This window comes from Lactiplantibacillus fabifermentans DSM 21115 (genome assembly GCF_000498955.2).
Lineage (GTDB): Bacteria > Bacillota > Bacilli > Lactobacillales > Lactobacillaceae > Lactiplantibacillus > Lactiplantibacillus fabifermentans.
In genome coordinates this window covers 1-25,729 of sequence record NZ_AYGX02000042.1, presented here as the reverse complement: position 1 = coordinate 25,729, position 25,729 = coordinate 1, and the positions used below count along the sequence as shown (strand labels likewise).

Annotated in this window: 27 protein-coding genes and 1 tRNA gene; 1 reads left to right on the top strand and 27 read right to left on the bottom strand. The window is 42.8% G+C overall.

Annotation, left to right across the window (positions count from 1 at the left end; genetic code table 11):
* Nucleotides 1-124: 124 nt before the first annotated feature.
* The 23 genes from DY78_RS03300 to DY78_RS03195 all read right to left on the bottom strand — a co-directional run bounded on the left by DY78_RS03300 (nt 125) and on the right by DY78_RS03195 (nt 23,115).
* Nucleotides 125-658, bottom strand: coding sequence for a holin (locus DY78_RS03300; RefSeq protein ID WP_024624603.1), 534 nt, complete (start codon nt 656-658; stop codon nt 125-127).
* Nucleotides 659-669: 11 nt separating this feature from the next.
* Nucleotides 670-933 carry a hemolysin XhlA family protein gene (locus DY78_RS03295; protein WP_056993495.1) on the bottom strand — a complete coding sequence of 88 codons (264 nt, stop codon included), beginning with the start codon at nt 931-933 and terminating at the stop codon, nt 670-672.
* Nucleotides 933-1,940 carry a GH25 family lysozyme gene (locus DY78_RS03290; protein WP_082621218.1) on the bottom strand — a complete coding sequence of 336 codons (1,008 nt, stop codon included), beginning with the start codon at nt 1,938-1,940 and terminating at the stop codon, nt 933-935. The genes DY78_RS03295 and DY78_RS03290 overlap by 1 nt, the downstream gene beginning before the upstream one ends.
* A gap of 11 nt (nt 1,941-1,951) precedes the next feature.
* Complete coding sequence (locus DY78_RS16355; RefSeq protein WP_169817057.1) at nt 1,952-2,110, bottom strand: hypothetical protein; 159 nt, start codon at nt 2,108-2,110, stop codon at nt 1,952-1,954.
* A gap of 3 nt (nt 2,111-2,113) precedes the next feature.
* Entirely contained in the window at nt 2,114-2,356 is a 243-nt protein-coding gene (locus DY78_RS03285) for a hypothetical protein (RefSeq protein ID WP_024624605.1), read from the bottom strand.
* Nucleotides 2,349-4,295 (bottom strand): hypothetical protein, encoded by a 1,947-nt coding sequence (locus tag DY78_RS03280; RefSeq protein WP_056993494.1) that lies wholly within the window; start codon nt 4,293-4,295, stop codon nt 2,349-2,351. The genes DY78_RS03285 and DY78_RS03280 overlap by 8 nt, the downstream gene beginning before the upstream one ends.
* Before the next feature lie 14 nt (nt 4,296-4,309).
* On the bottom strand, nt 4,310-6,685 hold the full coding sequence (locus DY78_RS03275; RefSeq protein WP_156404098.1) for a phage baseplate protein: 2,376 nt from the start codon (nt 6,683-6,685) through the stop codon (nt 4,310-4,312).
* Between the two features lie 18 nt (nt 6,686-6,703).
* A complete protein-coding gene (locus DY78_RS03270) occupies nt 6,704-8,890 on the bottom strand; it encodes a distal tail protein Dit (protein WP_024624608.1) in 2,187 nt (728 codons plus the stop codon).
* Nucleotides 8,887-12,792 (bottom strand): tape measure protein, encoded by a 3,906-nt coding sequence (locus tag DY78_RS03265; protein WP_051385213.1) that lies wholly within the window; start codon nt 12,790-12,792, stop codon nt 8,887-8,889. Before DY78_RS03265 ends, DY78_RS03270 begins: the two co-directional genes overlap by 4 nt.
* Before the next feature lie 28 nt (nt 12,793-12,820).
* Nucleotides 12,821-13,480, bottom strand: a complete 660-nt coding sequence (locus tag DY78_RS03260; protein ID WP_082621217.1) for a Gp15 family bacteriophage protein — start codon at nt 13,478-13,480, stop codon at nt 12,821-12,823.
* A complete protein-coding gene (locus DY78_RS03255; RefSeq protein ID WP_024624610.1) occupies nt 13,434-13,976 on the bottom strand; it encodes a hypothetical protein in 543 nt (180 codons plus the stop codon). The genes DY78_RS03260 and DY78_RS03255 overlap by 47 nt, the downstream gene beginning before the upstream one ends.
* A gap of 67 nt (nt 13,977-14,043) precedes the next feature.
* Nucleotides 14,044-14,823, bottom strand: a complete 780-nt coding sequence (locus DY78_RS03250) for a phage tail tube protein (RefSeq protein WP_051385214.1) — start codon at nt 14,821-14,823, stop codon at nt 14,044-14,046.
* Nucleotides 14,824-14,841: 18 nt separating this feature from the next.
* The gene (locus tag DY78_RS03245) at nt 14,842-15,258 is read right to left on the bottom strand and encodes a hypothetical protein (RefSeq protein ID WP_024624612.1); all 417 of its coding nucleotides are present in this window, start codon (nt 15,256-15,258) and stop codon (nt 14,842-14,844) included.
* Nucleotides 15,248-15,634, bottom strand: coding sequence for a minor capsid protein (locus tag DY78_RS03240; RefSeq protein ID WP_024624613.1), 387 nt, complete (start codon nt 15,632-15,634; stop codon nt 15,248-15,250). Before DY78_RS03240 ends, DY78_RS03245 begins: the two co-directional genes overlap by 11 nt.
* Entirely contained in the window at nt 15,634-16,026 is a 393-nt protein-coding gene (locus DY78_RS03235) for a hypothetical protein (RefSeq protein WP_024624614.1), read from the bottom strand. Before DY78_RS03235 ends, DY78_RS03240 begins: the two co-directional genes overlap by 1 nt.
* Nucleotides 16,027-16,422 carry a head-tail connector protein gene (locus tag DY78_RS03230; protein ID WP_024624615.1) on the bottom strand — a complete coding sequence of 132 codons (396 nt, stop codon included), beginning with the start codon at nt 16,420-16,422 and terminating at the stop codon, nt 16,027-16,029.
* A gap of 165 nt (nt 16,423-16,587) precedes the next feature.
* Nucleotides 16,588-17,502 carry a hypothetical protein gene (locus DY78_RS03225; RefSeq protein WP_024624616.1) on the bottom strand — a complete coding sequence of 305 codons (915 nt, stop codon included), beginning with the start codon at nt 17,500-17,502 and terminating at the stop codon, nt 16,588-16,590.
* A 16-nt stretch (nt 17,503-17,518) separates the two neighbouring features.
* The gene (locus DY78_RS03220; RefSeq protein ID WP_024624617.1) at nt 17,519-18,112 is read right to left on the bottom strand and encodes a phage scaffolding protein; all 594 of its coding nucleotides are present in this window, start codon (nt 18,110-18,112) and stop codon (nt 17,519-17,521) included.
* Between the two features lie 95 nt (nt 18,113-18,207).
* Nucleotides 18,208-19,335, bottom strand: coding sequence for a phage minor capsid protein (locus DY78_RS03215; protein WP_024624618.1), 1,128 nt, complete (start codon nt 19,333-19,335; stop codon nt 18,208-18,210).
* A 13-nt stretch (nt 19,336-19,348) separates the two neighbouring features.
* Nucleotides 19,349-20,974 (bottom strand): phage portal protein, encoded by a 1,626-nt coding sequence (locus tag DY78_RS03210; RefSeq protein ID WP_024624619.1) that lies wholly within the window; start codon nt 20,972-20,974, stop codon nt 19,349-19,351.
* Between the two features lie 12 nt (nt 20,975-20,986).
* Entirely contained in the window at nt 20,987-22,330 is a 1,344-nt protein-coding gene (locus DY78_RS03205) for a PBSX family phage terminase large subunit (protein WP_024624620.1), read from the bottom strand.
* A complete protein-coding gene (locus DY78_RS03200; RefSeq protein WP_024624621.1) occupies nt 22,311-22,829 on the bottom strand; it encodes a terminase small subunit in 519 nt (172 codons plus the stop codon). The genes DY78_RS03205 and DY78_RS03200 overlap by 20 nt, the downstream gene beginning before the upstream one ends.
* A 40-nt stretch (nt 22,830-22,869) precedes the next feature.
* On the bottom strand, nt 22,870-23,115 hold the full coding sequence (locus tag DY78_RS03195; RefSeq protein ID WP_024624622.1) for a DUF2829 domain-containing protein: 246 nt from the start codon (nt 23,113-23,115) through the stop codon (nt 22,870-22,872).
* A gap of 212 nt (nt 23,116-23,327) precedes the next feature.
* Here DY78_RS03195 and DY78_RS03190 point away from each other — a divergent pair, with 212 nt between their 5' ends.
* A complete protein-coding gene (locus DY78_RS03190; protein WP_024624623.1) occupies nt 23,328-23,534 on the top strand; it encodes a CsbD family protein in 207 nt (68 codons plus the stop codon).
* Nucleotides 23,535-24,482: 948 nt separating this feature from the next.
* Here DY78_RS03190 and DY78_RS03180 read toward each other — a convergent pair.
* From DY78_RS03180 to DY78_RS16350, 4 genes are all read right to left on the bottom strand, one after another.
* Nucleotides 24,483-24,555, bottom strand: a tRNA-Asn gene (locus DY78_RS03180).
* Nucleotides 24,556-24,677: 122 nt separating this feature from the next.
* Nucleotides 24,678-25,139 carry an ArpU family phage packaging/lysis transcriptional regulator gene (locus tag DY78_RS03175; protein WP_003642805.1) on the bottom strand — a complete coding sequence of 154 codons (462 nt, stop codon included), beginning with the start codon at nt 25,137-25,139 and terminating at the stop codon, nt 24,678-24,680.
* A 127-nt stretch (nt 25,140-25,266) separates the two neighbouring features.
* Nucleotides 25,267-25,434: a hypothetical protein gene (locus DY78_RS15980; RefSeq protein ID WP_156404097.1), complete on the bottom strand. Its 168-nt coding sequence runs from the start codon at nt 25,432-25,434 to the stop codon at nt 25,267-25,269.
* The coding region (locus tag DY78_RS16350) for a hypothetical protein (RefSeq protein ID WP_024624624.1) at nt 25,431-25,729 on the bottom strand (299 nt) is incomplete at its 5' end. The genes DY78_RS15980 and DY78_RS16350, both read right to left, overlap by 4 nt.

Genomic DNA, 25,729 nt, shown 5'->3' with positions numbered 1-25,729 from the left:
AGTTAAAAATCAATTTTTGCAATGATTATACAATGAAAGCGTAATTCTCACAACAAACTAAAAAAATCCCTCACGCCGAAACGCAGGGGAAATAGTAAGTTTACGAAGTAACTATATTATAACATTATTTTGACGCTTGTGAAGCGGATTCTGACACCGTTTCGGTACCCGCTTGTACATTGCTATCCGAATCAGCCGCTAATGACGACGCTAAGGCCGCTGCTGAACTAGCTGTAGCTGTGTCGCCAACTGCCGCCGCACTAGCCGCTTGACTATACGCGGCCACCACCGCTTGTGACGCTTCGACTGCGGCTTGACTAGCTGCTGCCGAGTTAGCCGCTTCAATCTTTGCTTGCGCTTCTGTCAAGGCTTCCACCACCGTTTGTTCCGTAGAAGCTAACGCATTCGACTTGGCTTTGATCGTGTTGCCCGTGTCTTCCAAAATGGAATTATCGGTAATCACACCCCAGAATGCGAGCACGGACCCTAAAGCAGTGATCACTAATAACACCGTATTGGCATCAATCTTAACCCCAAAGAAGACGGTCACGACGGCTAGTCCGATCACCAGCACAGACCCAATAATCTGGGCCCAGTAAGCGGGTTTCTTGTAATTGGCTTTAAAAGTGGCAGTAATAGTAGCTAAAAAATTTTTCATGTTTTTCCCTCCTAAAGGAACTTCTCGGCAATGTAAATCACTAATGTGACGAGTACGCCACTAACCAACACCCCGATCAACCAATTTTGAATGGTGGTCAACCGGTTAATTTGATGCTCAGCTTCAATGGACTTGGCCAGGGCCTTGTCCGCCTTGTTGTCAATATCATCGACGTGATTGAGCTTATCCTCAATGTTTTCTACTTTCGTTTTGGTGGCGGCCACATCCTCTTTGATATCTATGAGCATCTTAGTTGTGTCGTCGTATTGTGCCATCAATTAAGCACCCGCTTTCCGTAGCTGGTCCCGCCATTAACGCCCAAAGCGACATAGCCATAATGACCGTTAGACCGTAGGTATCGAGCCCAGACATAGTCAGATTTGATGATGACTTGGTTATACCGAACGCTTTCACCGCTGTAATAGGTAGCTACCTTAGAATAGCTGGTTCCAGCCCCTGAACGAACGTTTAACGTTGTGTTAGGGTAGAAGGTCCCGTTTTGGCTATAAGTCTGATTAGAGGCTTTAGTAGTCGTCGTAGTCTTCTTGGCCGCGGTCGTCGTTTTAGCCGTCGTAGTGTAGCCCGATTTGGTAATACCCGTTAAATCGACATTACCATCTAAGCCCCCAGCAATATACATACTGGTGTACTGCCAAATCGCCACACCATCCATTGATGGGAACCAATTATAGTCAGGTTTTGGTGCAACTAAATAATCAGCGTAACTTGCTACCCACAGGCTGGTTGGATAAGCCTTTAAAATGGCCGTCACATTAACATGGGCGTTTAAATAGGCCTTGCCGGAGTACAGCATTGGGGTAAAGCCAGCGTCCTTAATTAACTTCATTTGAGCAAGAATGGCGTTAGTGTTGGCTGTCACGCTAGTTGAAGCCCCGTCCTCATAATCCAAAGCCACAATAGACCCTTTGGGCGTCTTAATACGCGGCAAGTAATAGGTCATCATCGCCTTGGCATTGGTCATATTGCTACCAACACCGTCCCATAAATAGGTATGGACCCATTTACCGGCCTTTTTAGCACTGGCCACCTGTGTGTCATACGTGGTTTGAGGAATATTAGTGCCGCCATAAAAGCCACCTGCCTGTGAGAATACAAACTTATCGGTACTATAACCGAATATGCCATTAGTGCCCTGATATTTAGACCAATCGACGCCTTGATAACGTGTCGTGGCGGCCTGACTATTAATATTGACCATCAAAAAGGCCATAAAAATGGCGCCCACCATTAAGATGAGTGCCTTTAATTTGTGTTTGTTCAACTGTATTCCCCCTAAGCTTTCGCTTTATTAGGTTTATGTTGTTCAGCCAACTTGGCATTGAGCTGGTCAATTTGAACTTGAGCCATCGCTAATTGCTGGTCTTTAACGGCAATTGCTTGGGCATAGTTACTCGTCATCTTGTTAATTAAGGCCTGTGCATCGATATTCATAATTTAATCCTCCTGTGTGGTGGTTGTCGTAGTCGTGGTAACTGGCTTTAAAGCAGTCAGACTATCAATCAGCGTGTTTAACACCTTTAATTTAACGTTATCAACGCCACCGACAATGGCGGTATTAAAGTCGTCCATGGTAATGCTGACCTGTGAACTGATACCCAGCGTGTTAATCTGAATGCTAATAGTCATAATGTTGTTCGTGTAATCTGGTTTATAATTTGTAATTAAAATACTATCCATTTAATTTGGCCTCCAATTTGTTTAATCTAGCTTCCAATTCCATGTTGTGACCGTTTAATTGGTCAATTTCTTTCTGCTGTTCCTGTACCGTGGCTAGGGTGGCATTTAAAAGCACACTGTCATCCACCCCACTTAGCTTGCCGTTTTCATCACGGTTAATAAATACGTCTGGTAATTGCCACTGTTTTGTTACATTAACGTCGTCAACAATGCTAGACAGCCGCAAATGACTGGTATTATCGTCGGTTTTGTACTGGTAGGTTGCCAAGTCGATTGAGTTAACTAGCTGTGCCCAATAAGCTGTGTCAGCCTTTTGCACGTCCTTCTTGACGCTTAATAGGGACGATTTAACCAAACTAGTATAGTTAACGGCACCGGCATAGATGCCGACCCGACCACCGGTAGAATCAGTCTTATTAAAGTAAAGTGGGCTACCATCCACCATGGCAATGGTATGGCCAATGCCCAGGAATAAGTTACCAATCGTGGTATTACGACTAAATTTAATCGGGTTACTACCCGCACTGTCGATGCCAAAGTTGGCCGTCTGTAAACTATTATCATGGCCCAGATACCAAGTTCCCTGAGTGCCAGTTGCGTTCAAATTACCATAAGGCGTAAAAGCAATCCCCTTCGGGGTGGTATCCGTCGACATCCCATTAAAGTAAATCATTTGGGTATCACCATGTAGCGTCAGCCCATTCAACGGACTGATTAGAACTTGTCCGGTTAGTTGAGTGCCGGACACTGACTGAGAAAAGGTGGTGTCCTTGCCAGTCGTATATCCTGAATTTAACACCAGCTGATCAGCATCCAGCGTCACGTCATAAGCTTCATATTGGGTGCCACTACTACTGATTGCTCGATACTTTAGCGTCAAGCCACCAGGAATCATGGCACTTTGCATGGCGTCCATCGTATTAAAAGCTGTCGCTGTCGCGGTACCATCGTCACTAATGTGAAACGGATACACTTTATTCGTATTATTCGCATCGGTACTAATATCACCGGCATAGAAGTCAGTACCATAAATGGATGAACCATTAATGGTTGCGGCATCCACAGTAAGTGCAGATAGTGTGCCACCCGTCAGCACCATATTTTTAGCCGTTATCGCGCCATCGGCAGCAACCGTAAAGGTACCGTTATTGGTCGTAAAAGTATTCGCTGAAATATCGGCGGCAGTTAATGTTTTATTGACTAAAACAGTGTCTAAGTTAGCACTAGGGATAATCACTGGATTAGTGGTGTCAAAATAGATGGTTTTACCTGACAGGGTTAATTGACCGCTGGATGAAATTAAGGTGTTGCCCGCTTGAAGGTTAATTTCATCGACTAAGCCATCTTTTGTAACTCTAAGCAAAATATCATCTTCAAGCTCGGCAATCGTTAGCTTGGAACCGTCTTTGAGGTCTGTTACCGCTTGACTAGTGGCCGCATCATTATCAATAGCCGTATTCGCTTGGCTAAGGGCATTGTCTGCGGCTGATTTAGCATCACTGGCATTAGAAGCGGCAACGACCGTCTGTGAACCGGCCGCACTGAATTCATTGTTAACATAGTCGCCTAAAGTGGTCTGCACACTGCTTAAAACGGTATTGTAAGCTGCAGTCAGACTTTGGTAACTGGCTCGATCAACATCACTAGCGGTCGTGGTATCCGTTAAGATGGCTGACATAAAGGTGTTCAAATTCGTGTAGGCCGTGGTTAAAGCAGTCGTACTAACATTGGCCGTGTTGGCCCGGGCTAGCACCACATTATACTGGCTGGTTAAGCCGGCATATTGCGCCGCTTGGGTCTGCTTTTCAATGACACTCATTAAATTGGGATCATTTAAGTTGGCGACCCCACTAGCCGCACTATCAGCTGTGGCTTGTGCAGTTTGCCCTACTAACGTTGACTGGGTCACGTTCACTTCCACCGTTCGACTTTTGGTCATCAGTTCACCTCCTCTCAATCATTATCAGTAGAATCATCATTTGTCCCACTATTAGCGGTCATTGGAGCCCGGGTTGTCAGGGCAACTTGATAGAAGTATTCCGTTTTCGGGGTCGTATTGATACCAACCGTCGAGGTCAGACAATTCATTAGTACCCTGGTTCCATTGATCGTGGCGAACACTAAACCTTCCGGTTCAATATAGCCGGTTAACGCCAGCTTGTCCGGGAAGTCATACAAGTAATTGAAGCACTCACCTTCATGAATGAGATTAATGGCATAAATCTGACAGGTGTCATTCTCGTTTTGATTACCCGATTGGAAATAGACATACGGAAAGTCCAATAGTTGCCCCTGGTAAATCTGGGTATCAATGTCATAGCCATAGTCGGTTAACGCGATTTGATAAAGGATATTGTCAACCCCATTGCGAACGTCACTGCCTTGTAACACGTAGTAATTCAAGCTGTCATCGGTTAGACCAAAGTAATCGTTCGTCGCGTCATAATTAACCCGGATATAATGGTCGAAGCTTAATAAATGGGTCACGTCATCAGTGTCTAGCGTCTGGCCAGCCGTATAAGGAATCTTAACGAGATCATAACCAGCACTAGTCTTTAACGGCGCAAAAATATAAATCGTGCCATCTTCAATCGTGACCCCAAAGGACGTTCCATGACCACCATTCGTGACACTCATCTTAGAAACGTATTTTAAGCTCGCGTCACGCAACGTATACGTACAATCGGCTTGACTCGTTATCCAGCGGCCATCGCTTAACTGTTCCGCGTGTTGCATGACTTCATCAACCCCATTATCGTAAGCATCAAATGAGCCGAATTTAGCCCAAGTATTATCATTAATGCTGATTTCAGGGTCGTCAGTGATATAATCCCCATCAATCTGACCACGAATGTTGCCCAAAGTACCGGCGGGAATGACATTTAAATAGCCCGTTTTGGCATAGGTTGTATCAACGAGGCCATTAGTATCAGTCCGGCTCCAATCAAACCCCAGTGGGTCAATGTAAGCACTAATATTTTCAGTACCTTCATAGGCCGATAGAATCAGGCGTTTACTGGTATCCCCTTGAGCAAAGTCTAAGCCATCGGGATGGGCGATCACCGGTTGGATACTATCAGCGCTGGCTTGTGCTTTAGCAATAGCACTTGTTAAGCTGCTTTGCATTTTGGCGATCAGGGCGGGGGTCGTTGGATTCAAAGTTCGGTATTCCCCATACGTCACCACGTTGTTAGTCGGTGCGTCATCATGTATTTCAAGTTCAATGACCTCTGCTAGGACCGTGAGCGCAGGTAACATGTCAAAATTCACAATATAATTAGTGGCCCCTAGCATGGGCATATCATCGGGGTCCATAAAGGCTGTTGTAATGGTATATGTGAAGGCCGGGTGATTGTAAACTTTTAGTTGTTCTTGAGCCCAAGTCAATAAAGCACTCTTATTCAAAATATATTCGTTTTGAATTTTGAGTGTGCGATATGGCTGGTTGGCCCCTAACCAATAATCCTGAGCGTCTTGATCTACGACATATGGTGAATCGCCGTTAACATCATTAACGGTGACATCATTTTCACCAGTTGGATATAAGCGGGTATAGAACGCCGTCCGATCTTCTTGGCGTTCAAAACCGGCTAATCCGGCACGATATTCAATCGTCCGGCCTTGCGTTGTATCGGCCCCCACTTGTGCGCTGGCGGTACCGCTATATAGATCCGTTGATTCATCTTGTAAGGTTGAGTAACTACTACTAATTTGTGGCTGTAAACTAGCTACCAAATCAACCGTTTGGGTTACATTGCCATATTGATCAACGACAATATAAGCTCGTATTTCACAATCAAAGCTGGTCACCATAGTACTCAAAGCATCTTGGGCACTGGCAGCGCCACTAATGGCAAAATTAGTTGGATCATCAGTATTGATATTCATGGAATCACATTCGCCAATCGTCCAACCAGAGCTGGCCAACACATATTCAGCCACTTCTTTTAGGGTCGGTGAAATCCAAGACTTATCATCAATATCAATCCCTGACAAATCAAAGGCCAGTTTGTTAGTTCCTGTAAAGGTGGTGTATGGCAAAATTCCACTTGCTTGTTGACCACTTTCATCGGCAATGTTCGTAACCGCATAGCGATAAATCCGGCCATCAGGTCCAGCCCAATCAAAATACATGCACGCATTTTTATCGGCGGCTGGTTTGTATTGATTCAACACCGAAAAGGTGTTCGTATCTTCCCACAGCTTGCCATTATCGGTATCTTCAATTTGACAAGTATAAGTATGACCAAAATAAGGAATACCGTGATTTTCTAGTGTATATGACGCTGTTTCATTCAGATTGCTGTCATACATCGTAATTGTTCTCACTGATGATCCCTCCTTGGCCTAATAAAATACCGATTGATGGGAAATACTCCAACCATCAATTGGATAAAAACTGAGCGTTTTATCAGTGTTGCCTTGTAATGAAAGCCCGGTTAGATTGGAACCCGCCGCTTTGATTAAATGACCATTGGCGCTATTAAATAGCTGGCCATTTTTGTAAATCGTCCCATCAGCTGTGTTCAAATGAATCTCGTCCCCTGCTTCAGCGATCGGTGTGGGTGTCGTCACTTCATCATTACCACCATTTTTAATTTCTTTGACTAACAAATCACACAAATAAATATTATCGTTTTTGTAGCCTTTTACTGGGCTGGCAACATCTTCAGAAATCGGATACTTAGCAATGTAAACGGCACAATTGGCTAAATTAGGTGTCGTATAAGTATCCGCCGTATCCGTATACGAACTGGTGATTGGTGTGGTCCATGCATTCGTGCCGTCACGATTTAATCTCATGATGGAAGCTGTATATTTTTGACCAACTTTCCGCAACGTAATATCGCCATAAAAATTAGTGAAGGTCCCCGTTGAGGTTGAACTCGACCGTTTTTCAGTCGTGTACTCGACCACCGATTTTTTATTAACGGTGACCGTGCTCTTGGCTTTCGTCCCATTTTTATACACTTTAATCGATACCGTACTGTTTTTTCCTTTAGTCACTGTCCCCTCTGAATAATAAACTTTCTTACTTTTAGTATCGGTGCCAATTTCAACACCTAAATACACGTCTTCACTGGTGGCTTGATCAGTTAAAAAGATACGGCCCATGCGGGCATTATTTTGATCTAACAAATACAAGTCGATTTTGCCCATTGCCCGTGGATAATTGCAGGTCATATCAAATCTAACCGTAATCTCCCAATCAGAGTAAGCTCCAGGAAACGCATTATGCAAAGCCCCGGGCCCATTCCATTTACTTTCTGTAAAACTGGTTCCAAATCGATAAGCGCCACTAGATTCGGTGGCCACGCCAATAGTATTGGGATTACTACGCAAGGCTGAGTCTATTCCGATAATCCCATTAGCGATGGTAAAAGGCGGTTCAACTGCCGTGGTACTCGTATCAGAGGGATTAGTAAACGGGTGCCAATAATCCAGGGTTTGACACGTATCATGAACAACCGTTGGTTCATTGTCCACAACCTCATCATTACTATCTACGTCCACTTCACTCCCCATATAAAGATAATTGTCACTATCCATTTCGGCAATCGCAATCTTAGTAATCGCCTGTTTGGGCTCCAGAATAAACACCGGAAAACTATCAGTGTTGGATTCCTCATCGTGTAATGTCACCGTATCGTCCGTATTAATATCAATCAGGGTGTTGTCGGCCTCATTAGTCGCGGCATTAATCACTTGCTTGAAACCACTCGTTGCGACCATAGATAGTTGTAAATCACTAATTTGAACTTGAGCGGTACCCGAAAGTTGTTGATAAGACAGATACGCCATTTCATCACCGGCAATCGGCTGCCAGGCAACTGAAACAGTTTCGGTGCCACTGCTGGCTGTTGGCGATACTGAACATAAGTCGGTGTAAGTAGTCGTACCATCATCGTCGACAACGGCTTTTCTAATTTTAAATTCAGTGGCTGTATTACTACTGGTCCACCCAAACGTTAATGACATCGTCCCACTATAACTGGCGTTATCAACGTCTAATAAATATAATTGCGCCACTTCGCCTACGACACCAGTCGAAGTAAAAACATCCCCCGTCCCTTTAGCTAAGTTTCTGGCCCCAATCTGGTACTGCCTCATTGGGCCATACGCCCGCGGATCACTGCAAGTAAATGGAACGGTAAAGGTCCCACGATATAAGGAATCAGTCACATCAAAGGTCGCACTAACATGCGCGTAATAGGTCCGATTAGGTAGCGTGTCCAAAGTTAACGCATACTCTTGACCATCAACGGGCATTAGCCAAGCCCAAATATCGCTCAAAGCTTTCTGCTTTTCTTGATATGACTTAGCCCCATACAATGTAAAGGTAATACTAATCGTTTTGCTCTGAACATCAGTCCCTTGATACAAATCCCCGATGATCGGTTGAACATCCTGAATTGTATCGGTCAAGGTGGGCAACGGGTTGCTGATACTATCCATTTTCAGTCCCATCGTTCGACTATGAATCCCATTGAAGGTAATCCCAAGTTCATTATTACTGATCCCGTCAATAATCAACGTGTCACCGCCTGTCCTGCCCAAAAGGCATCATTTTTTGTTTTATTGGTTGAATTTTTACGAATAACATTGCCGACTTTTTGGACCCCCAGATAGACATTTCCTTGCGTCGCGACTGACTTAATAGCATCGGTTAACGTTTTAATCGTCGTGCTGTCACTAGTCGGATTAGTAGCCGTATTATTGACGCTGGTCGTCATATCAGTTTTAGCATTAGCCGCTAACTTGGTCGCACTAATGAGATTGGCATATAACCCATTAGGATCCTTTTTAGCTCGTTCACTAATCGACTCTGACAACAAACCGTCAGCGGTTGGTTTAGCCTCGTTAACAATGGTTTCATGTGGATATAATGGATCTTCACCAATAATAGCGTGTGTCAGCTTATCCACGACACCACCGTTAGCGTAACCTTCTGGACCAGAAACACGAGCAAATGCGCTGGCTCCCTTACCATAAATGTGTTTCATGTAATTAATACCTGCTAACAAATCATCATAGCCATTGTAGATATGACTATGGCCGGCAAACTTATACGCATCAAATGTTGACTGAATGGTTTGTACTAATCCCATCGAAGGATGACCGGCTTTAGCATTCGAGTCCCATAAATTAATAGCTTTAGGATTACCATTTGATTCACGCGCGATGACCCGCATCCATGCTGATATTTGACTCGCGGTTGCCGAAAATCCATTTGCTTTCAGTGCTTTAATAACATACGGTTTCCACCGCGTCACTGAACTACCACTGGGATTGCTTTCTGTCCCACCGGCATCATCACCTAAGCCACTGATGAGTGAACTAAATTTTGATTCAATGGATTTCATAAACTTGGTCCCAATAGCTGTCCCAAACGTTTCAATAAAGTCAGAACCACTAAACTTTGTGATAGATGACCATAAACTCTCCAGCGATTTAATTGGGTGCGCAACAAAATGTGCTAAGGCAGTCGTCTTATCTTTCACCCACGACGCTGCCGTACCAAACATCGACTTAATGCTGTCCCAAGCACCGGTACCAGACGCAAAATGCGTCAGGCCTAACGCTGGTGCCGCATATTTCGCTTCTGTCGCGTTTAACACCTCATCACCAGGCATTAACTCCCGTTGAACGTTTCGACCGTATATCGGCTCAACATCGCCATTGTGGTGTAAGATAATTTCTTTATTACCACCACCCGCGACATCAGCACCATCATTCACCACCGCATGCGTCAATGTATTGATACGGCGGGTCTCAGTAGTCCCAGTGGCAAAATGAACCTTACTGATATCACCAATGGCTTTCTTCTTGCCACCAAAAGCACTAATAACCTTATCAATGCCATTGATACCTGCATTGATGACCGCAATAACATCATTAATTCCATCTTGCGCGAATCCTTTGATATCTTTCCAAATGCCTTTGAAGAAAGTCCCAATACCATTCCACATTGAATGCCAACCGGATTTAATCTTCTTCCAAGCAGCACTAAATAGATCGACCATTTTACCAAGTCGACCACCAGTTAAATCATTGAGATAATCATAGGCCGCTTTAAAGTAATCCTTGACAGTAGACCATAAGTCTTTGACTAATTTTTTTATATCTTTTCCCAGCTTTGACCATTTACCAGTGAAAATATCGTAGAAAATAGTTAAGACATCTTTGATATCTTTCCAGGCATCTTTGAATAGGCTAATGACATCGTCCCACAGGTTTCCCCAACTTTTTTTGACATCACTAGCAGTCTTTTTGATCCACTTAACAGCCCCGTCATACAGTTTTTCAAACCACTGGACGACTTGTGGAATAGCTTTTTTGGTCCATTTAACCAAACCATTAACAAAGTCCCTAAACTTCTTATTATGCTTATAGAGTTCGACTAAAACGGCAATCACTGCAGCAACTGCTACAGCAACTTTTACCCAAATATTAGTGCTCAGCACTTTATTGAGTAATTTTTGTGCAGCCGTCTCGGTGCCAGTTGCCTTGGCTTCTGCGCGTTCGGCTTTAGAAAGAGATTTAATAAAAGTAATTGTCTTGCCAATTGACGATGTTCCGTCACCTTTACCAAATAAGTCCTTAATGCTGTTTGCAACACTCGTTAGTTTCACTTTTGAAATTTTATATAGGTTTTTGTAGAAATCAGCAAAACTTTTAGTAGCCTTGGCAACTTTAGCGGTCACCCACATACCACCTAGAACTTTGCCGAATGTTTCGAGTGCCCCTTTATGTTTCGCCAGATCATTCAATGCATCGCTCAGACCATTAACAGTTTTTTTGCCACTCGCAAGTTTCGCAATCGGGGTCAATAGCATTTTTATGCCATCAACAATCCCTTTTGCAAACCCTGTGCCCACATCACCCAGTATCTTAATAGCGGACCATAACCCTTTAAAAAAGTTAACAATCTCTTTAGAATGTGATGCAATACCACTGGCTAACGATGATACTGCGGACGTAATCTTTTTCATGATACTGTCAGGATTGAAGGCTTTGATATCGACAGCTTTTGAAAGCGAAGTCGTCACTGTTTTAACACTTTTGGCGAGCGTTTCACCAAGTTTGTCAAACTCTTTGGTGGCTTTAGACGATGATACCCACTTTGACACGGCACCATAAACCGGATTTGAAGCGTTTAAAAAGGGCGTCGTCAAAGCAGAAACCAGTGCCGGCACACGCGCCTTAATCGTTCGTTCCATACCAGTAATCGTTTTTAACATATTTTCTGAAGCTTTTGAATATTTAACGTTACCTAAATTTTCAAATACCTTCTCGTAATCTTTGCCAGAAATCTTCCCAGCAGACGCCATCTTCCGCATTTGAGCCATGGTTAACTTCGCATTGCCGGTTATTTTTCTCTCGTACTTAAGCAATGATTCATTAAACATCGGAAAATATTGCGAGATCACATTTAAGTCACCAGTTGTGATATTGCCAGATAATGAATGAACCATATCTTGACTAGCAGCCTTTATTTGATCACCGCTTAACCCAACGGCATCTGACATATTAAGCATTGCTTTCGACAAGTCATCTGCTTCCGATTTACTAGAATGCAAGTGATAAAAGCCTTGTTCTAGTTCGTTAACGGTATCAGTGGCTTGCCCAGTTTTAATAGCCAGTTGATTAATAGTGTCTACCATACCGTTAGCTTTGGATGAGGATCCTGTCAGCGTGGTCCAAGCCTGTGTCATAACTTGTTGTTCTTTGGTATAAGCAACCGCTTCATTCAGTGCTTCTTTAGTTAGGTCAACAATTTTTTCAAATCCTGCCTGAACCGCTGCAAGCCCACCAGTAATTGCATTGCCTACGACTGTCCCTTTAATGATATCTTTTAACCGCGAAGCTGATTTGTTGGTTTTGTCAAGATCATCCTTGGTCTGCTTAATCTTTTCATCAGCATTACCAGTTTCAGTCATCTTGATGTTGATATGCTTTTTAGCTAAATTATCAGCATCCTTTTTCGTCATCTTTAATGTTCGATTCACGTTGCCAGAGGTTGCACCTTTGATCGTAAAGCGTTTACCATCAAGACTTTTTCTGTCAGCCATAATGGCTTTAATTTCCTTACTAGCATTGCCCTTGATTTCAGCGTTAATAGTGGTCTTTTTGATGCCCAGTATGCCCTTCATGTATGCTGTGAAGTCTTTAATTTTGGTCTTACCTTTGGTGTCATCGATATTAATCTCCGCACCTTTTTTTAGTTTGGCGTCAATCTTAGCTTTACCACTAGTGACATCTTCAACCGCCTTATTCATGTTTTTCTTAGTGTTGGTGCTGATCTTGTCGCCTGCACCATCACCAACGGAACTGAGCTTTTCTTTGGCAGACTTAGCCGCCTTCTCAACCGTTGATAAAAAATTAGCATCTTTCCCATTTAAAACAATGGTTACTGTGCCGTCTGCTTGAGCCATAACGTTCCTCCTTTCTAAATTAAGAATTTTAGTTCATCGAAATATAGTTATATTCGGCTTCAACCATTTCATAATCAGTGGGTGTCAATGCGTAGTCAGCCTTTTGTTTCACCAGTTGGCTATATTGCCGCATGGCCTCAGGATTCTGTGCTGGATTACTTGGTGGCTGCAGCTTAGCTTGTCGAATTGCTACTATCCGCCTAAACTGGCAATCATCTGGCAACCCAATGAGCATCGCTTGAAACTTAGCCCAATGTAGTTTGCCCCGTAAGTCCCACAAATCGATACCATATACCTGTTTGAATGACGCATATAATGCCATTGAATCTTGGTCAAAATCCCACGTTTTATCGTCTGGCACCTGCGTTTCAATTTTTTCACCAGTTATATCTACTTGCTGATCATCGGACTGATTATATGGATGCTCTCCTATATATTCTGACAAGGTTTTTAACGTCTCGTAGCAATCGTTAAGTAGCAATCTTCCGTTGATGGCATCTTCGATAGCTGATGGTACTAACAAAAAAAGCGACGCCAACGCGCGCCGCTCTGTCCATAACTGTGGGTCCATATATTTAAAATACTTGATAACATTGTCAAAGGATAAGTCGACCGCATATTTTCTGTCGCCAATATAAGTATCAGTCAGTAAGGCCTGACTTAGCGTTTTTAACATCTTCATCACCATCTAACAACGCCCCGGCAGCTTTGAAGGCAGCACCAGTCGCACCAGCAATTTGCTTGGCGATCTTCTTATCTTGTAAATTGATTAAATCAACAATTTTATCAAAGAAAGCCGTAATCGCAGTCACGGAAACTAACGTCGTAGCTACTAAATCGCCAGCTTCAACATCTTGACCTAATTCATCGACAAAAATCCGATCAAATACGTACTGGTAAAGTTTCTGCAAATCCTGTTCAGAATGATTCATTTCAGATTCAATATCCTTGCTATGCTTGTTGTAATCATCAAGCAATCGTTGGACGTTTTGTTCCTTTTCAACTTTAGAATATGTCCGAATCAACGTTTTGTATTTGCCTAAAATTTCCATGCGCTTACTGTCAGCAAAACGCAATAATACCATCAAGTCATCATGTGATTTTAAATACAACTGCTTACCACCAATTTCAAAGTTAACGTCGTTCGATGGATCTTTAAAATCAGTTAATTTGATTGTTGCCATTAATATATTCCTCCATAACGGCCGCCCCTAACGGTATTGTTTATTTATAAGGCGACAAACTAAGTTTTTAAGCTGCTGCGGCTTTTACCGTAATTGTGAGCGTGGCGGCAATTGATGAGTTTGACTTCACAAACCCTTGTAAGACAGTTGTCCCTTCAGCGACGCCAGTCACAATACCATCATCAGAAATCGTAGCAATCGTTGTGTCTTCAATCGACCAGTCAATCGCATTGTTCGAAGCATATTCCGGTACTAAGGCCGCTGTGACCTGCTGGGTTGCACCGATAGCCACCGCAACTGATTCAGGGGATAATGTCAAACCAGTTACTTGGCACTCAACTGAGCCATCAGTATGAATAACGTATGGCATCCCATCAACGGTTAAGGTAAAGCTCAATGGTGAGGTGGCATTAACCGCGCCAGACCATGCTAATGGCGTCGTGATAACCGCTTTGAAAATGTGAATCGTGCTGTCTGGATCAATCACAATTGCTGTCGTTTCTAGTTCACCAGACAGTTTGGTAAACTTATCCCGAATATAGTCTTGTGCGGGATCACCAATATAGGTATTACCAGTGACCGCATACGTTACCGCTTTAGCCGAGACGTTCGACTTTTGGAAGCCGGCATCCAGCATATCCGATTCCGTATCGACGGTTTCAGCAGCTGCTGGTGTCACTTCAGTAATTCCTTTCCCCAAGCGGGCCATGTCAGTGCCAGTGGGGAATTTTTCGGCTAAGATATCCGCTGCAGAGATCCCATAATAAGCCTCTAAGTCAGTGTTACCTGACTTATCAATATAAATCTTACTGTTGTAGCCATATGAATGGCGTTGTGTTAAAGCCAATTCGTTTCCTTCTTTCTTTTAATAGGGTGTAATAATATTGACATTGATATCAATTGAGAAATAGTTCCAATTATCATCACTGCCTTGATATATCGGCAAAGTCACTGTCGGTTTATCATTAATTTCATAAGAATCGTTGGCTGATACTAGTTCGTCGAAAGCACTGGCAATATAGGTAGCGAATTGATTCAGCACTGAAATGCCATTAGCTTGCGTCTTATACGTAATCTCATAAGTCAATGTCCGTTCGGTATTACCGAGCATATCCATCGACCCAATTTGTTCACCGGCCATATGTTCCAGTCCCATTGATTCCCCGGTTTCTGGATAACTGGCATAAAATGGAATTGCCGGATCCAGCCCTGCCGGGAATGCTTTGATCGCATCATAAATGCTTTCAAGAATATCAGTTGTAGTCTGTAGACTAGCTACCATTGTTCAAGATTCCCTTCTTAAAAGTCTCTCTCCATTCATTCATGTGTAGCTGTTTACCACGTAAGTCCCACCGTTTACCAGTACCATCAGTCGTATAATGACGGACCCGATGCTGCTTTCCAGCTCGGTCAGTAACAATACCGTAGAATTGTGCTCTGGCATATTTAATGGCTGGTCCACCATATGTGATTTTTGTATTAGCTTCGTCAATAACACCAGATGAGCTAAGGCTAACTGCCCCATCGCTTCTCTTAGGAATCAACGGACGCATATCACGTTTCATTAAATTTAAAGTGTCGCCTCGTGCTTGTTTCAATCGTGAAGCACTCACCAGCTTCTTAACATTGGCGAGGTCAACATTAACGTCAACTTGCATTAAACCACCTCCAATTCATAACAAAACACCATGTCTCTAAACGGTTGTTTAATAATATTCACGTTAGCCACGCTACGATAAACGGTGTCAGCAACGATCTTCCAATCATCATCGCTATCCATTTTCGACAAATCTGGACAGGATACCGAATTACCAGCCGAATCGACGGCCTTAACATAATCTGGATAAACCAAATAGACATCCAGATGCGTCAGCAGTTCTCCTTGAGACGACATGTTTTTAATACTCTCGTGATCAATGCGAAGCTTTGTAAGCTGATATTGCTCATAGGTTGGCTGGCCATACATGTCTTTACCTGTAACATGTGCAATGGTTACCTTGTCGGTCAGCATGTCACGCATACTCGGTGTTAATTTGACTTTTCTGGTCATCTAAACACCTCGATACAGTAGCCCTGTTGGAACCAATTGACGATAAGCATCAGCCGAGAGATAACCATCAGATGAACCACCAGTTGATACTGGCGTGCTGCCATAGTTGATAGAAGTGCGTCCCATACTAATACTTTGGGCTTCATTCTCAGCTTGGTCTTGTGTCAAGGTGTCATTCTCAAACTGATTGATAGTTTGCAAAGCCACCGCTTGTTTAAATTTAGTAACTCTAAACGTATCGGTATCAGTAGCTAAATCATGATGTTCATAAAAACTCATGGTTAGTTCATTGATTACTTGTTCGGCAAACCACTCATACTGATTGAAATCTGCTTCCGTAATCGATAAGTCCGCAAATGGCAAGGCTTGGAATTCGCTGTAAGTTAAATAAGCCATTGGATCACTTCCAATTCTCTTTGAGTAGACCGTATAAATCATCCTTTAGGGTGACGCCACTATAATCAATACCTAAATCGTCTAAATACGCTTTGATATCGGCAATTGTCACGTCCGATTCGGCCGGTAAACTAGTTGGTAACGGCTCCGCTGTGGAAGCCGCTACTAGTTTCCCGATGTCGTACCATCAGTGGTCGACGTAGTCGATGCAGTTGCCGTAAGTGCCGCATTGGCAGATACATAAATACCTGGCTTAGCATTGTCAAACACGATTGCATCATAGTATGACAAGCCTTTGATAGTGTAACGGTTACCACTACGGTCAGTAGACGGGTCAATTGTCGAAACACTGTCATATTTAACAATAGGAGCAACCGCACTTAGTGGTGCCAAGACGTAATTAATAGCTCCGTTTGGCACTGATAAGCCAGCCAACCGAGACTGTGCAACTTCCAGAATTGGAATCGAACCATCTAACTGTGCAACTGTCCGGTTGACTCCTTGAATCTGTTGTTGATTAGTTGTAAACGTCCGTGTCAGACCAGTAGCATTTTTCAGTAACCGATAAAAGGCTGAACTTACGAACATGACAAAGCCGCCAGGAATTTGGTTATCTGTCATGTACTGTTCCGCTTCATCATATGCATCAAGTGCGTTATCTTTCGTAATTGTCTCAGTAACTGTTTGACCAGCGTTATCAATCAGCGCTTGCACAGCAACTTGATCGCGTCGTGGAATCGTAATCAACCGATTGTGTTCTTCAACGATGTTGGCAATCTGTAATGCCCCACTTTCAGACATATCCAATTCATCGACATCATATGCGAACCAATCTTCATGGGTAAGGTTCAATGTCTCCTTTTCAATGCTGACTTGATTGCGTGCATTATCGCCATTACGAACATATGCAGTCGGTGAAACAAGACCACCTAATTTATTAATCCGAACTTCATGCTTACCGACAAAATCAGCTGCAGTAATCGATTTAGCACCGGCCTGTAAAACTTGCCAAACTTGTGAATCAGCTTGATATTGTTTATCAAGCAACGCCATATCTTGTGAATCTAAAACAACTGCCATTTTCTCACCTCATAATTTATTTAGTATTTAAGTGTGCGGCGATGCGAGACACAATTGAATCGTTATCACCGCCAGCACCACTAGGATTGCCACCAGCACCAGGCTTAATCACGGGCTGGTTATTATTTTGTGTTTGATCGTCCGTCTTGAACAAATAAGCTTTGCTTTCCTTCAAGGCAGACACTTGTTCGTCTAAACCTTTGACTTTTCCATCATCATCCAGCTTGACAATGCTCATATCTAATTGGCTCATCAAATCGTTAGGATCATGCACATTGGCATTAATCAAAGCCAATTTAACCGCATTGTCCGTTTGCGCTTTGGTGAGTTTGTTGCTCCACGCTTCATCCTTACTCTTTGAATCAGCTTGTAATTGTGCAATTTGATCTTTGAGTTTTTGACTAGTCCCGGCTTCATCACCAAGCTTAGAAATACTTTCGTCACGTTCCTTAACTTTCGAAGTCAGTGCTTCATTTTCAGATGTCAGATTAGTCACTTGGCTTTGCAACTCAGTTAACTCGCTATGTGTTTTACCGTACTCCGACATAACTTTCTCTAAGTTATCACCTTCAATACCTAATTCTTTTAAAAATTCGCGTGTTAACGCCATAGTGCAATACCCCTTTCGTTTTTTTACGAGGCAACGACCTCGAATAATTTGATTGCAATACAAAAAGCAGTTTAACGGCATGCTTGGGCCGAGTATTACTTAATAATTTGTTCACGTTGATATTGACGAACCAAGCCATCGTGACTATTAACATATTGACTAGTAGCCGCCTGCTGGGTGCGTATCAACGCCTTATAGTGCGTTTGCGCGTCTTCGTCGCCTAATTCCTTTGCTGATTGTAAAGCGAGCTTAGACTTGCGGATAGCCCGTTCTAAGCGACGCTGTTTCTGAACGAATTTTTCCTGCTTAATCGCATCACTAGGCGTTACGGTTTGCTTGGTTGTTTCCATATCTTTAGGATTAAAAATAGTAAAATCCGTGTGCCGACAATTAATGCCCAGCGCCCCGCCAGCTTTACCATAGTTATGATTATAAATGGTGTCGTACTTGTCATCATAGTCCGGATCACTTGCAGGAACAGTATTGACAACCTTGCCTTGCATGCGGGCACAGTCTTCACGAGCGGCCGCAAATTCGGGATAAACAATCAAATGATAATTGTATTCATCCATGCGTGATTTAACCGTCTCTGCATAAGCTTTAGGAACAGCGGTATTAATCACCATGTTGGCATAAGTTTCGACATTCCAATTTCGACCGGCCTTATCAATCAGATTCGTTTTAAGCCCGTTATCCTGCCACTGATAAATCGTATCAGCTAAGGCTTTTTTTGGCTCTTGAGTGCCAGTCAATATCTTGGCAACCGTATTTTGCAAAATGTCACGATAGGCTTTGGCCTGGGCTGAGGTCGCAGTATTTCTGGTTAGCAAGGTTTCATTGATCTTATTATCAAGACTCTCATTGGCCATTTTGGCATAATTTTTCATCAGATAATCAATCTCACTGGTTGGCTTAGGCTCTTTGCCGGTTACTTTGAGCAGTTCTTTTTCCGTTGTCGCCTTAATATCGGACCCAATACTCACCATAATCTGACTAACAATCTGATGTGACTTGTTAACATGACTAGCAATTTGCTGGATGGTTTGAGCGTTAAAGTCCCCTAACTCAGCTAACCGTTTAACCTGCCAAGCTAGTACGTTGTCACTGTTGAGTTTACTCAAATCATCTTTATTCAATCGTTCAATGATATTCTTGATAACCTGCGCTTGGATGGCATCATATTCACCTTGTAACACCTTGACTGCTTGATCAACCTTGCTCATCGCTCATCAACCCCTATTCACTGCTAGAATGATTACCAAGCAAGTCACTAATATCAGGCGTAGTATTGCTAGCTTGCTGAGCCGTTTCAGTGGCAATCTCATCAGCTAAATCTCTCGCAACACTTTCCGGAACTTCCAGAATATTCTTGATGGCCATCCACCGAGGGACAACACTACTAGCCAGCAGTCCTTGCCAATAAGTCGCCCGTGACTGCTTGTCAACAAATACACCGTCATCAAATGACACTGAAATATCCAGATCATCAAAATCAACATCCTCAGCTTTTAGTGGTGCTTGATGATTTGGAAATAACTCAGGCACCATTGAAAGCTCCAGAATGGCCTTAACCAAGGCATCAATATTATTTTCAACCATGGTGCAATAACTTGAACGTGTTTGATACGTATTAGAATTTTCAGAAATCACTTGCGTAGCTGTCACTTGACTGTTACCCGATTGGTAGCTAAAAGTATTGGCTGAGAAACCAATTTCCATTTCAAACTTGCGCATATACTCGTTAATCGCATTACTGAAATCATCAACACGTAAATCGGGATTAAATTCCGTTGGCTGGACTGATTCACGATTACCTGGAATTGCTAAATAGACATCTGAAATATCATGTTCAAATGAGTTCGCATTGTGAATTTTATCGCCTTGGGGCTTTCTGAACATCTCGGGCGGAACGGCAATCTTGCGGCGACCGGTTAAAATTTCCCAATGGAATGTATCATAAGTGTCATTAATCGCTCGGAGCGTGCTAAGCGAGTTATCAGGTATACCAACACCCAATGGACTTTCTAATGACTTATTATTGGCGCCTGACGTCTTAAAGAAAGCAAACAAAGGATACTTCAGATTTTCTATCGTCACGGTTGGCTGAATATCCGCATATTCTGGTATCGCACTCAAGGATACTGGTGTCCCAACTGAGGACTTAACCGGTGAACGATATAATTCATTAGTAATGACATAATCTTCGCCTTGCCATTGATGAAACTCTAATAACGTATAATAAATGGGCACATTAGCCTCAGATCGCACAGTTCGTGAGGCAATACAAATATCACGGACACTATTGGTATTAGATTCGAGCGGATAAGTCTGGTCTGCACGACACCAAGCAAATTTAATATCACCACTTACTGGATCAACATATGGCTTAATGGTCATGGTTCCTAATGCAATTGCTTCTTCCAATCGTTCTTCATAATGATCCTTAAAATCATTTTTTAAGAACACTTGTTGTAAATATTCATCTAACTTAGCTGCACGTTGTTCACTTTGATCAGTCGACGTGCCATCACGGTCATCATTTTTGGCACTCAATGATCCAATATGAATTTCACATTTCTCATTAAAGATGATAGACGCCAGCTTTCGTGAGGCAACCTTAGTCATGTTCAGCGTAAATTGTTTCCGCTTTAGTCGTGTGCCAAATGAGTTACGGTACCAAACATCATCCCAGCTATCCGTATAATACTTAATGTCGCGTTTAATACGGGTATATTCACGCGAATCGATGCCAATCCTTGGATCATCAGTAATATTTTTTAAAGTTCCCGTCATATTATTATCTCCACTCAGTTTGTAACCAGCATTAATCAGTAAGTTGCCAATCGTATTTCTAATCGTCAACATCTCACCACCTTAATATTTAAGATCCAAATCCGCCAAGTTATCTAAAACAAAATATTGAAAAGCATCGACCGTATGGTCATCAACTTTAACAACTTTAGGTTTATCAGTCTGTAAGCTATCCGCGTCCCACTGATACTTGCGATGCTCACTGACAAATATTTGATTAGCTTCATTATTGATATAATAAAAACGTCCAGTGGCTAGTAAGTCCTGAACGTGATCAATCATAATCGTCTTTTCAACTTTATTAACATGGTGCCAATGTCGGCCATACAGCCGATAATATTCATGGTCAATCGCATAATCAGACACGGCCTCATCAGCCGTATAATTATATGCGCCAACGTTAAAGTGCTGCTCACGACTCATTTCAAACTCATACAAGTCTTTAGCTAGTTCACTAGGTGGTCGTTTTTCAGATTGATGCACCGGGCTGTAGTAAAAGGTATCAAGCAGAATCACGCGTTTTTTAGCTGTGATTGCAATACATAATTCGGTTGTGGCTGACACTTGTTGCCCAGTATCTTGACTGAAATACAGTGACGCAATGTGGTCATCATCTGGGAATGTTTCAAGTGGATGTAGTAATTTAGAATTGTAAACACTTGTTCCCAATCCGATAATTTCACCTAAGTATAGCCATCGATAATAATCATAGTCCGTCTTCTTATATTGATTGATTAAGGCAAGCGTTTGTTCACTTGTAAAGCCACGCACGTCACAACGATAGTCACTCGTATCAATTAAGTATGCTGGATTTTGTGCTACTTTATCAATCCATTCATTAATCCAATCATAGGGGTTCTTAGGCGGATTATAGGAGTAGTAAACTTTGACCTGATCAAGCCAATCTGGTTTCTGTCGAATGAAAGTTGGGTTTGATTGGTCAAACACGTCCGCTGATTTCATGTTGGCCGCTTCTTCGTACCACACCGCAATCACGTTACCGACAACGTTGGACTTCAACTTATAAGGGTTATCGGCCCCATAGAAATAAAACGTGCTGCCAGTTCGCTTATGTTGAATTGTGAGTGGTGATTTATAAGCCCTAAACTCATCATTTAGTTGTAACAGGTCTATAGCCCATTGAATCTGTTTATAAACCGTATCATGTAAATCAGTCTTGTTGGCTAAAATGCAAATGATATTAGCCTTGTAACGTTGCTGAATCGCTTTCTTCATCATTGTGACAAGTTTCAAACTGATCACGGACGATTTAAACGAGCCACGGCCACCGTTAGCTACGATGTAAGGTTTATCGGTAAGCCACATCCGCTTAAAGTGCGGGTTAATCAAGTCTGATATTCTGATAACCTTCTTGATCTTCGTATCATCAACTACCAGCGTCTTCATCTTCTATGCCTCCCACATCATCAACTATCAGTGTCTGTCCCTCATTGCTTTCACCACTCCGGGCCTCTTTAGCTTTAGACTCAGCAATATCCGCTTCGGCCTCAGCTTTACGGATTTGAGCTTTGACTAGCTTATCATCGCCCGGATAGCGCTTGAGTATCTCCCGTGCAGCGGCAATCTTAGTCTTCAAATCAGCAGGAACATCAACCTCGCTTACACTGAACTGGGTCGCCACCACCTTAGTTTCTTTCTCTTCCCCTCTAGCTATACGGGTAAGCAACTCAACGGCTTCTGTGGCGTCCATAATGCGCTTGGAAGCTATCTCGGCCATCTGTTCATCGATGTATTGCTTGATGTCAGGTTTTGTCAGGTTTTCCTGCCCAACTGATCGGGCTGAGCGTTTACTATACCCCGCTTTGCGAGCCGCATCAGCAGCATTTCCAGACTTGATATACTCATCGGCAAATTTACGCTGTTTTGGCGTTAACTTTCGTTTCATTACATACCACCACACCTCCGTTAATTGGAATTATATATTGTCATTCGGCTACGACCCAATCGTTAGCCAACATATCAGTTTGACTAGCTAGCCATGGAACACGATCCATGGGTGCATCTGGATTGTTCGTGTGTAAACCAATTGTATCAATATAAACGTACTCATGAGTCATAAATGAATTTTCATCAGGCTTCTGCAATTTAATATAAATACCGTTGCCATTCCATCCCTTACGTGCGACCGCATTTCCATGCTTTAGCTCATTAATTGCTTCTCCAAAATTCATACTTTTTACCTCCGTTTTTAACCCAGTCGAAATCGACGCGTTTGAAATTAATACATAACATGCCGTTTTGGTTGACTTTCAATTAAGACCAATTTATTCTATAGGTGTTCAAGGGTTATCCAGTTAATAACCTTTAGGTCGCTGGCGGAAAACAGTGACCTTTTTACTCGAACAATTACGCTTCACAATTATTTTTATCAGGAGGCTACAAAATGAGTTTAGAAGACAAAGCTAAGAACGCCAAAGATAAAGTTAGCGGCAAGGCCAAGGAAGTTGAAGGCAAAGCAACCGGTGACAAAACCCGTGAAGCCCAGGGCAAGGCTGAAGGCTTAGTTGGCAAGGCTAAGGATAAGTTAGCTGATGCCAAAGATACGGCTAAAGATGCTGTTGACAATCTGAAAGATAAATTTGACAAGTAACATTCTTTGAAGGCGTGATCGCCTTCTTTTTTGTATCCAAACTAAAAGCGCCATGCTTATTTGCACGACACTTCTTACCCTTGTACCATCTACCTAGCCGAGAGCCAGCCTGTACCCATTCAGGCGGCTCGTACCCATATTTGCTGTGTATCATACATGGCATTGCCGCTACCTCCCTAATTTTATGTATCAAAAAAGCCTGACATAAGTCAGACCCATGTATTGTTGCCTCATAAGATGGCGATCCTGTTATTCAACAATACAATTTTATATCATACTATATCCAACATTATTTGAGTTGCAATACACACTATGTATTTTACTAAAAAGAGCCCAACTAAATGCCAGGCTCCTGTACACGGTTGTTATCAGAAAAACGATTATAGTTTTTGCAACCATGTTTGATTATGTTACCACAGCGCACATGTTTCCGCATGTAATTTGGTGGTCGGTTTAATTGTGCCATTATTACTGAGCGCTCCAACCGTTCCAACTGATTTTTATAAGATGATTTCCGGTGCAACAGTAACTCCTGACTCAATCGTCAACAATTTGAAAGGGCGTGGTTTTATGAAGGACATGGATAAAGCCGCGGTACTTTCAAAGCGTAACCAAGATGTTCTAGTAGGATTCAATAAAGCAAGCAGTTTAGCGACTTGCTTGGGTCGTATGTGATTGGTGTGGAATCGAACCACACGCGGTAGCTAGCCTCCTGACATGGATGCTCCTCAGTGGAAAATATCTAGCCATGCTTCAATCACACGTCGACTACTGCTTTATCAAAGGCTAAGCAGTTAAGCCTATATCGCTGGTAGGCCTCGAACCTACATCCCATTGTGGCTTACCAATTAGCCCACAGCGATACTCGCATTTAACGGCCGACGTCAAACACGAAGACTATACCAGCGGCAGAGAGGAGCGCATCACCCCTTATAAATCCGCTGGCAACGTAGCCTGCTGGACTCGAACCAGCGACAATCTGATTAACAGTCAGGCGCTCTACCAACTGAGCTAAGGCCACAATAATAATCAATTAGAGCTATCAGAAAAACGTTTATTTGTCGCCCTAACCAATTATCGATAATACTAATTTACCACCAATTTATTGCTATGAAGTCCGGCTTGAGTTCGGAAAAAGTTCGGTTAAAGTCCGGTTTGAGTTCGGTTTTGATAAATATTCAAATCTTCTAGGTAATAGCTCTGTGCGAACTGCAGCATTGCCAATGGCTTCCAGCGGTCAAAATACTGAGTCTTACTGTAGCCAATATCCATGTAGCACATCGTGTCACTGTATCCTTGCAGATATAGCCGATCTAATATCTCTTGACACTCATGGTCACAGCGAGCCATGGCCTGAATAGTCTGTCGGACAATCTGTTCGGCGTACAGGCGGCGTGTAATCCGATCCTCGGCCGAGTTACCAGCTGGGGCCGACTTAGGCATGCCATCCATGCTGGGCGATTTTAAATCAGCGACCGAATGGCCGGACGCCCGAACTGCTTGCGGTAACTTCTTATCCAGGAAACGCCGCACCTGTTTAATTGTTTTCTCCTGGTCAATTGGTGGAAAAATTTCATCTGAAATAACTTGCTGTTCGCCCATCATGCGCCCCTCCGCTTTCGTATGCTATAATTAATGTGCTAGGTATCAATCGTAGCGCGGTCAGCGATGGCGGCGCTTTTTATATGTTATACTGGCAACGGTCATTCGAGTGGTCCTGTGACTGGTCGCCCTAGTAGGCGGCTTTTTGTTTACCCTCACGATTGCTCAACTCCATAATGTCAGCAATGAAGTCCTGGCCAATTTGTGCCTGTTGCTCAGTTGTCAGTGCCGCGTTCATTTCCAGGTTGGCAACTGTGGCTTTCATTTGGATTGCTTTTGCGTATTCGGTGTCAGTCATTTGTGTTCCTCCCATAAATGCAAGTCATACATAAAAGTTTCGAATCTGGCCTTATTGAATTGATAAAGCTTCTCATCTGATCCATAAGGTCGCTCGACTACTAAACGATCATCCTTAATTCCAAGGTAACCATTACTATCAAGCTTCTTATCATAATATTCATAGTAATCATTTCCGAATCCGGTCACATCATGATAATTCAGCGTTTTCCAAGCTTGCTTTCCTGCATCTTCAAAAATACGAATGAGTTTTGGAGTAATATTAAATTCTGACCGTTTTGAAAACAAGCTAATAT

What these genes read in the sequence shown, in the direction of transcription:
- DY78_RS03300 (WP_024624603.1), bottom strand. Translation starts at nt 658, where the DNA reads ATGAAAAATTTTTTAGCTACTATTACTGCCACTTTTAAAGCCAATTAC.
- DY78_RS03295 (WP_056993495.1), bottom strand. Translation starts at nt 933, where the DNA reads ATGGCACAATACGACGACACAACTAAGATGCTCATAGATATCAAAGAG.
- DY78_RS16355 (WP_169817057.1), bottom strand. Translation starts at nt 2,110, where the DNA reads ATGAATATCGATGCACAGGCCTTAATTAACAAGATGACGAGTAACTAT.
- DY78_RS03285 (WP_024624605.1), bottom strand. Translation starts at nt 2,356, where the DNA reads ATGGATAGTATTTTAATTACAAATTATAAACCAGATTACACGAACAAC.
- DY78_RS03280 (WP_056993494.1), bottom strand. Translation starts at nt 4,295, where the DNA reads ATGACCAAAAGTCGAACGGTGGAAGTGAACGTGACCCAGTCAACGTTA.
- DY78_RS03265 (WP_051385213.1), bottom strand. Translation starts at nt 12,792, where the DNA reads ATGGCTCAAGCAGACGGCACAGTAACCATTGTTTTAAATGGGAAAGAT.
- DY78_RS03260 (WP_082621217.1), bottom strand. Translation starts at nt 13,480, where the DNA reads ATGGTGATGAAGATGTTAAAAACGCTAAGTCAGGCCTTACTGACTGAT.
- DY78_RS03255 (WP_024624610.1), bottom strand. Translation starts at nt 13,976, where the DNA reads ATGGCAACAATCAAATTAACTGATTTTAAAGATCCATCGAACGACGTT.
- DY78_RS03245 (WP_024624612.1), bottom strand. Translation starts at nt 15,258, where the DNA reads ATGGTAGCTAGTCTACAGACTACAACTGATATTCTTGAAAGCATTTAT.
- DY78_RS03240 (WP_024624613.1), bottom strand. Translation starts at nt 15,634, where the DNA reads ATGCAAGTTGACGTTAATGTTGACCTCGCCAATGTTAAGAAGCTGGTG.
- DY78_RS03235 (WP_024624614.1), bottom strand. Translation starts at nt 16,026, where the DNA reads ATGACCAGAAAAGTCAAATTAACACCGAGTATGCGTGACATGCTGACC.
- DY78_RS03230 (WP_024624615.1), bottom strand. Translation starts at nt 16,422, where the DNA reads ATGGCTTATTTAACTTACAGCGAATTCCAAGCCTTGCCATTTGCGGAC.
- DY78_RS03225 (WP_024624616.1), bottom strand. Translation starts at nt 17,502, where the DNA reads ATGGCAGTTGTTTTAGATTCACAAGATATGGCGTTGCTTGATAAACAA.
- DY78_RS03220 (WP_024624617.1), bottom strand. Translation starts at nt 18,112, where the DNA reads ATGGCGTTAACACGCGAATTTTTAAAAGAATTAGGTATTGAAGGTGAT.
- DY78_RS03215 (WP_024624618.1), bottom strand. Translation starts at nt 19,335, where the DNA reads ATGAGCAAGGTTGATCAAGCAGTCAAGGTGTTACAAGGTGAATATGAT.
- DY78_RS03205 (WP_024624620.1), bottom strand. Translation starts at nt 22,330, where the DNA reads ATGAAGACGCTGGTAGTTGATGATACGAAGATCAAGAAGGTTATCAGA.
- DY78_RS03200 (WP_024624621.1), bottom strand. Translation starts at nt 22,829, where the DNA reads ATGAAACGAAAGTTAACGCCAAAACAGCGTAAATTTGCCGATGAGTAT.
- DY78_RS03195 (WP_024624622.1), bottom strand. Translation starts at nt 23,115, where the DNA reads ATGAATTTTGGAGAAGCAATTAATGAGCTAAAGCATGGAAATGCGGTC.
- DY78_RS03190 (WP_024624623.1), top strand. Translation starts at nt 23,328, where the DNA reads ATGAGTTTAGAAGACAAAGCTAAGAACGCCAAAGATAAAGTTAGCGGC.
- DY78_RS03175 (WP_003642805.1), bottom strand. Translation starts at nt 25,139, where the DNA reads ATGATGGGCGAACAGCAAGTTATTTCAGATGAAATTTTTCCACCAATT.
- DY78_RS15980 (WP_156404097.1), bottom strand. Translation starts at nt 25,434, where the DNA reads ATGACTGACACCGAATACGCAAAAGCAATCCAAATGAAAGCCACAGTT.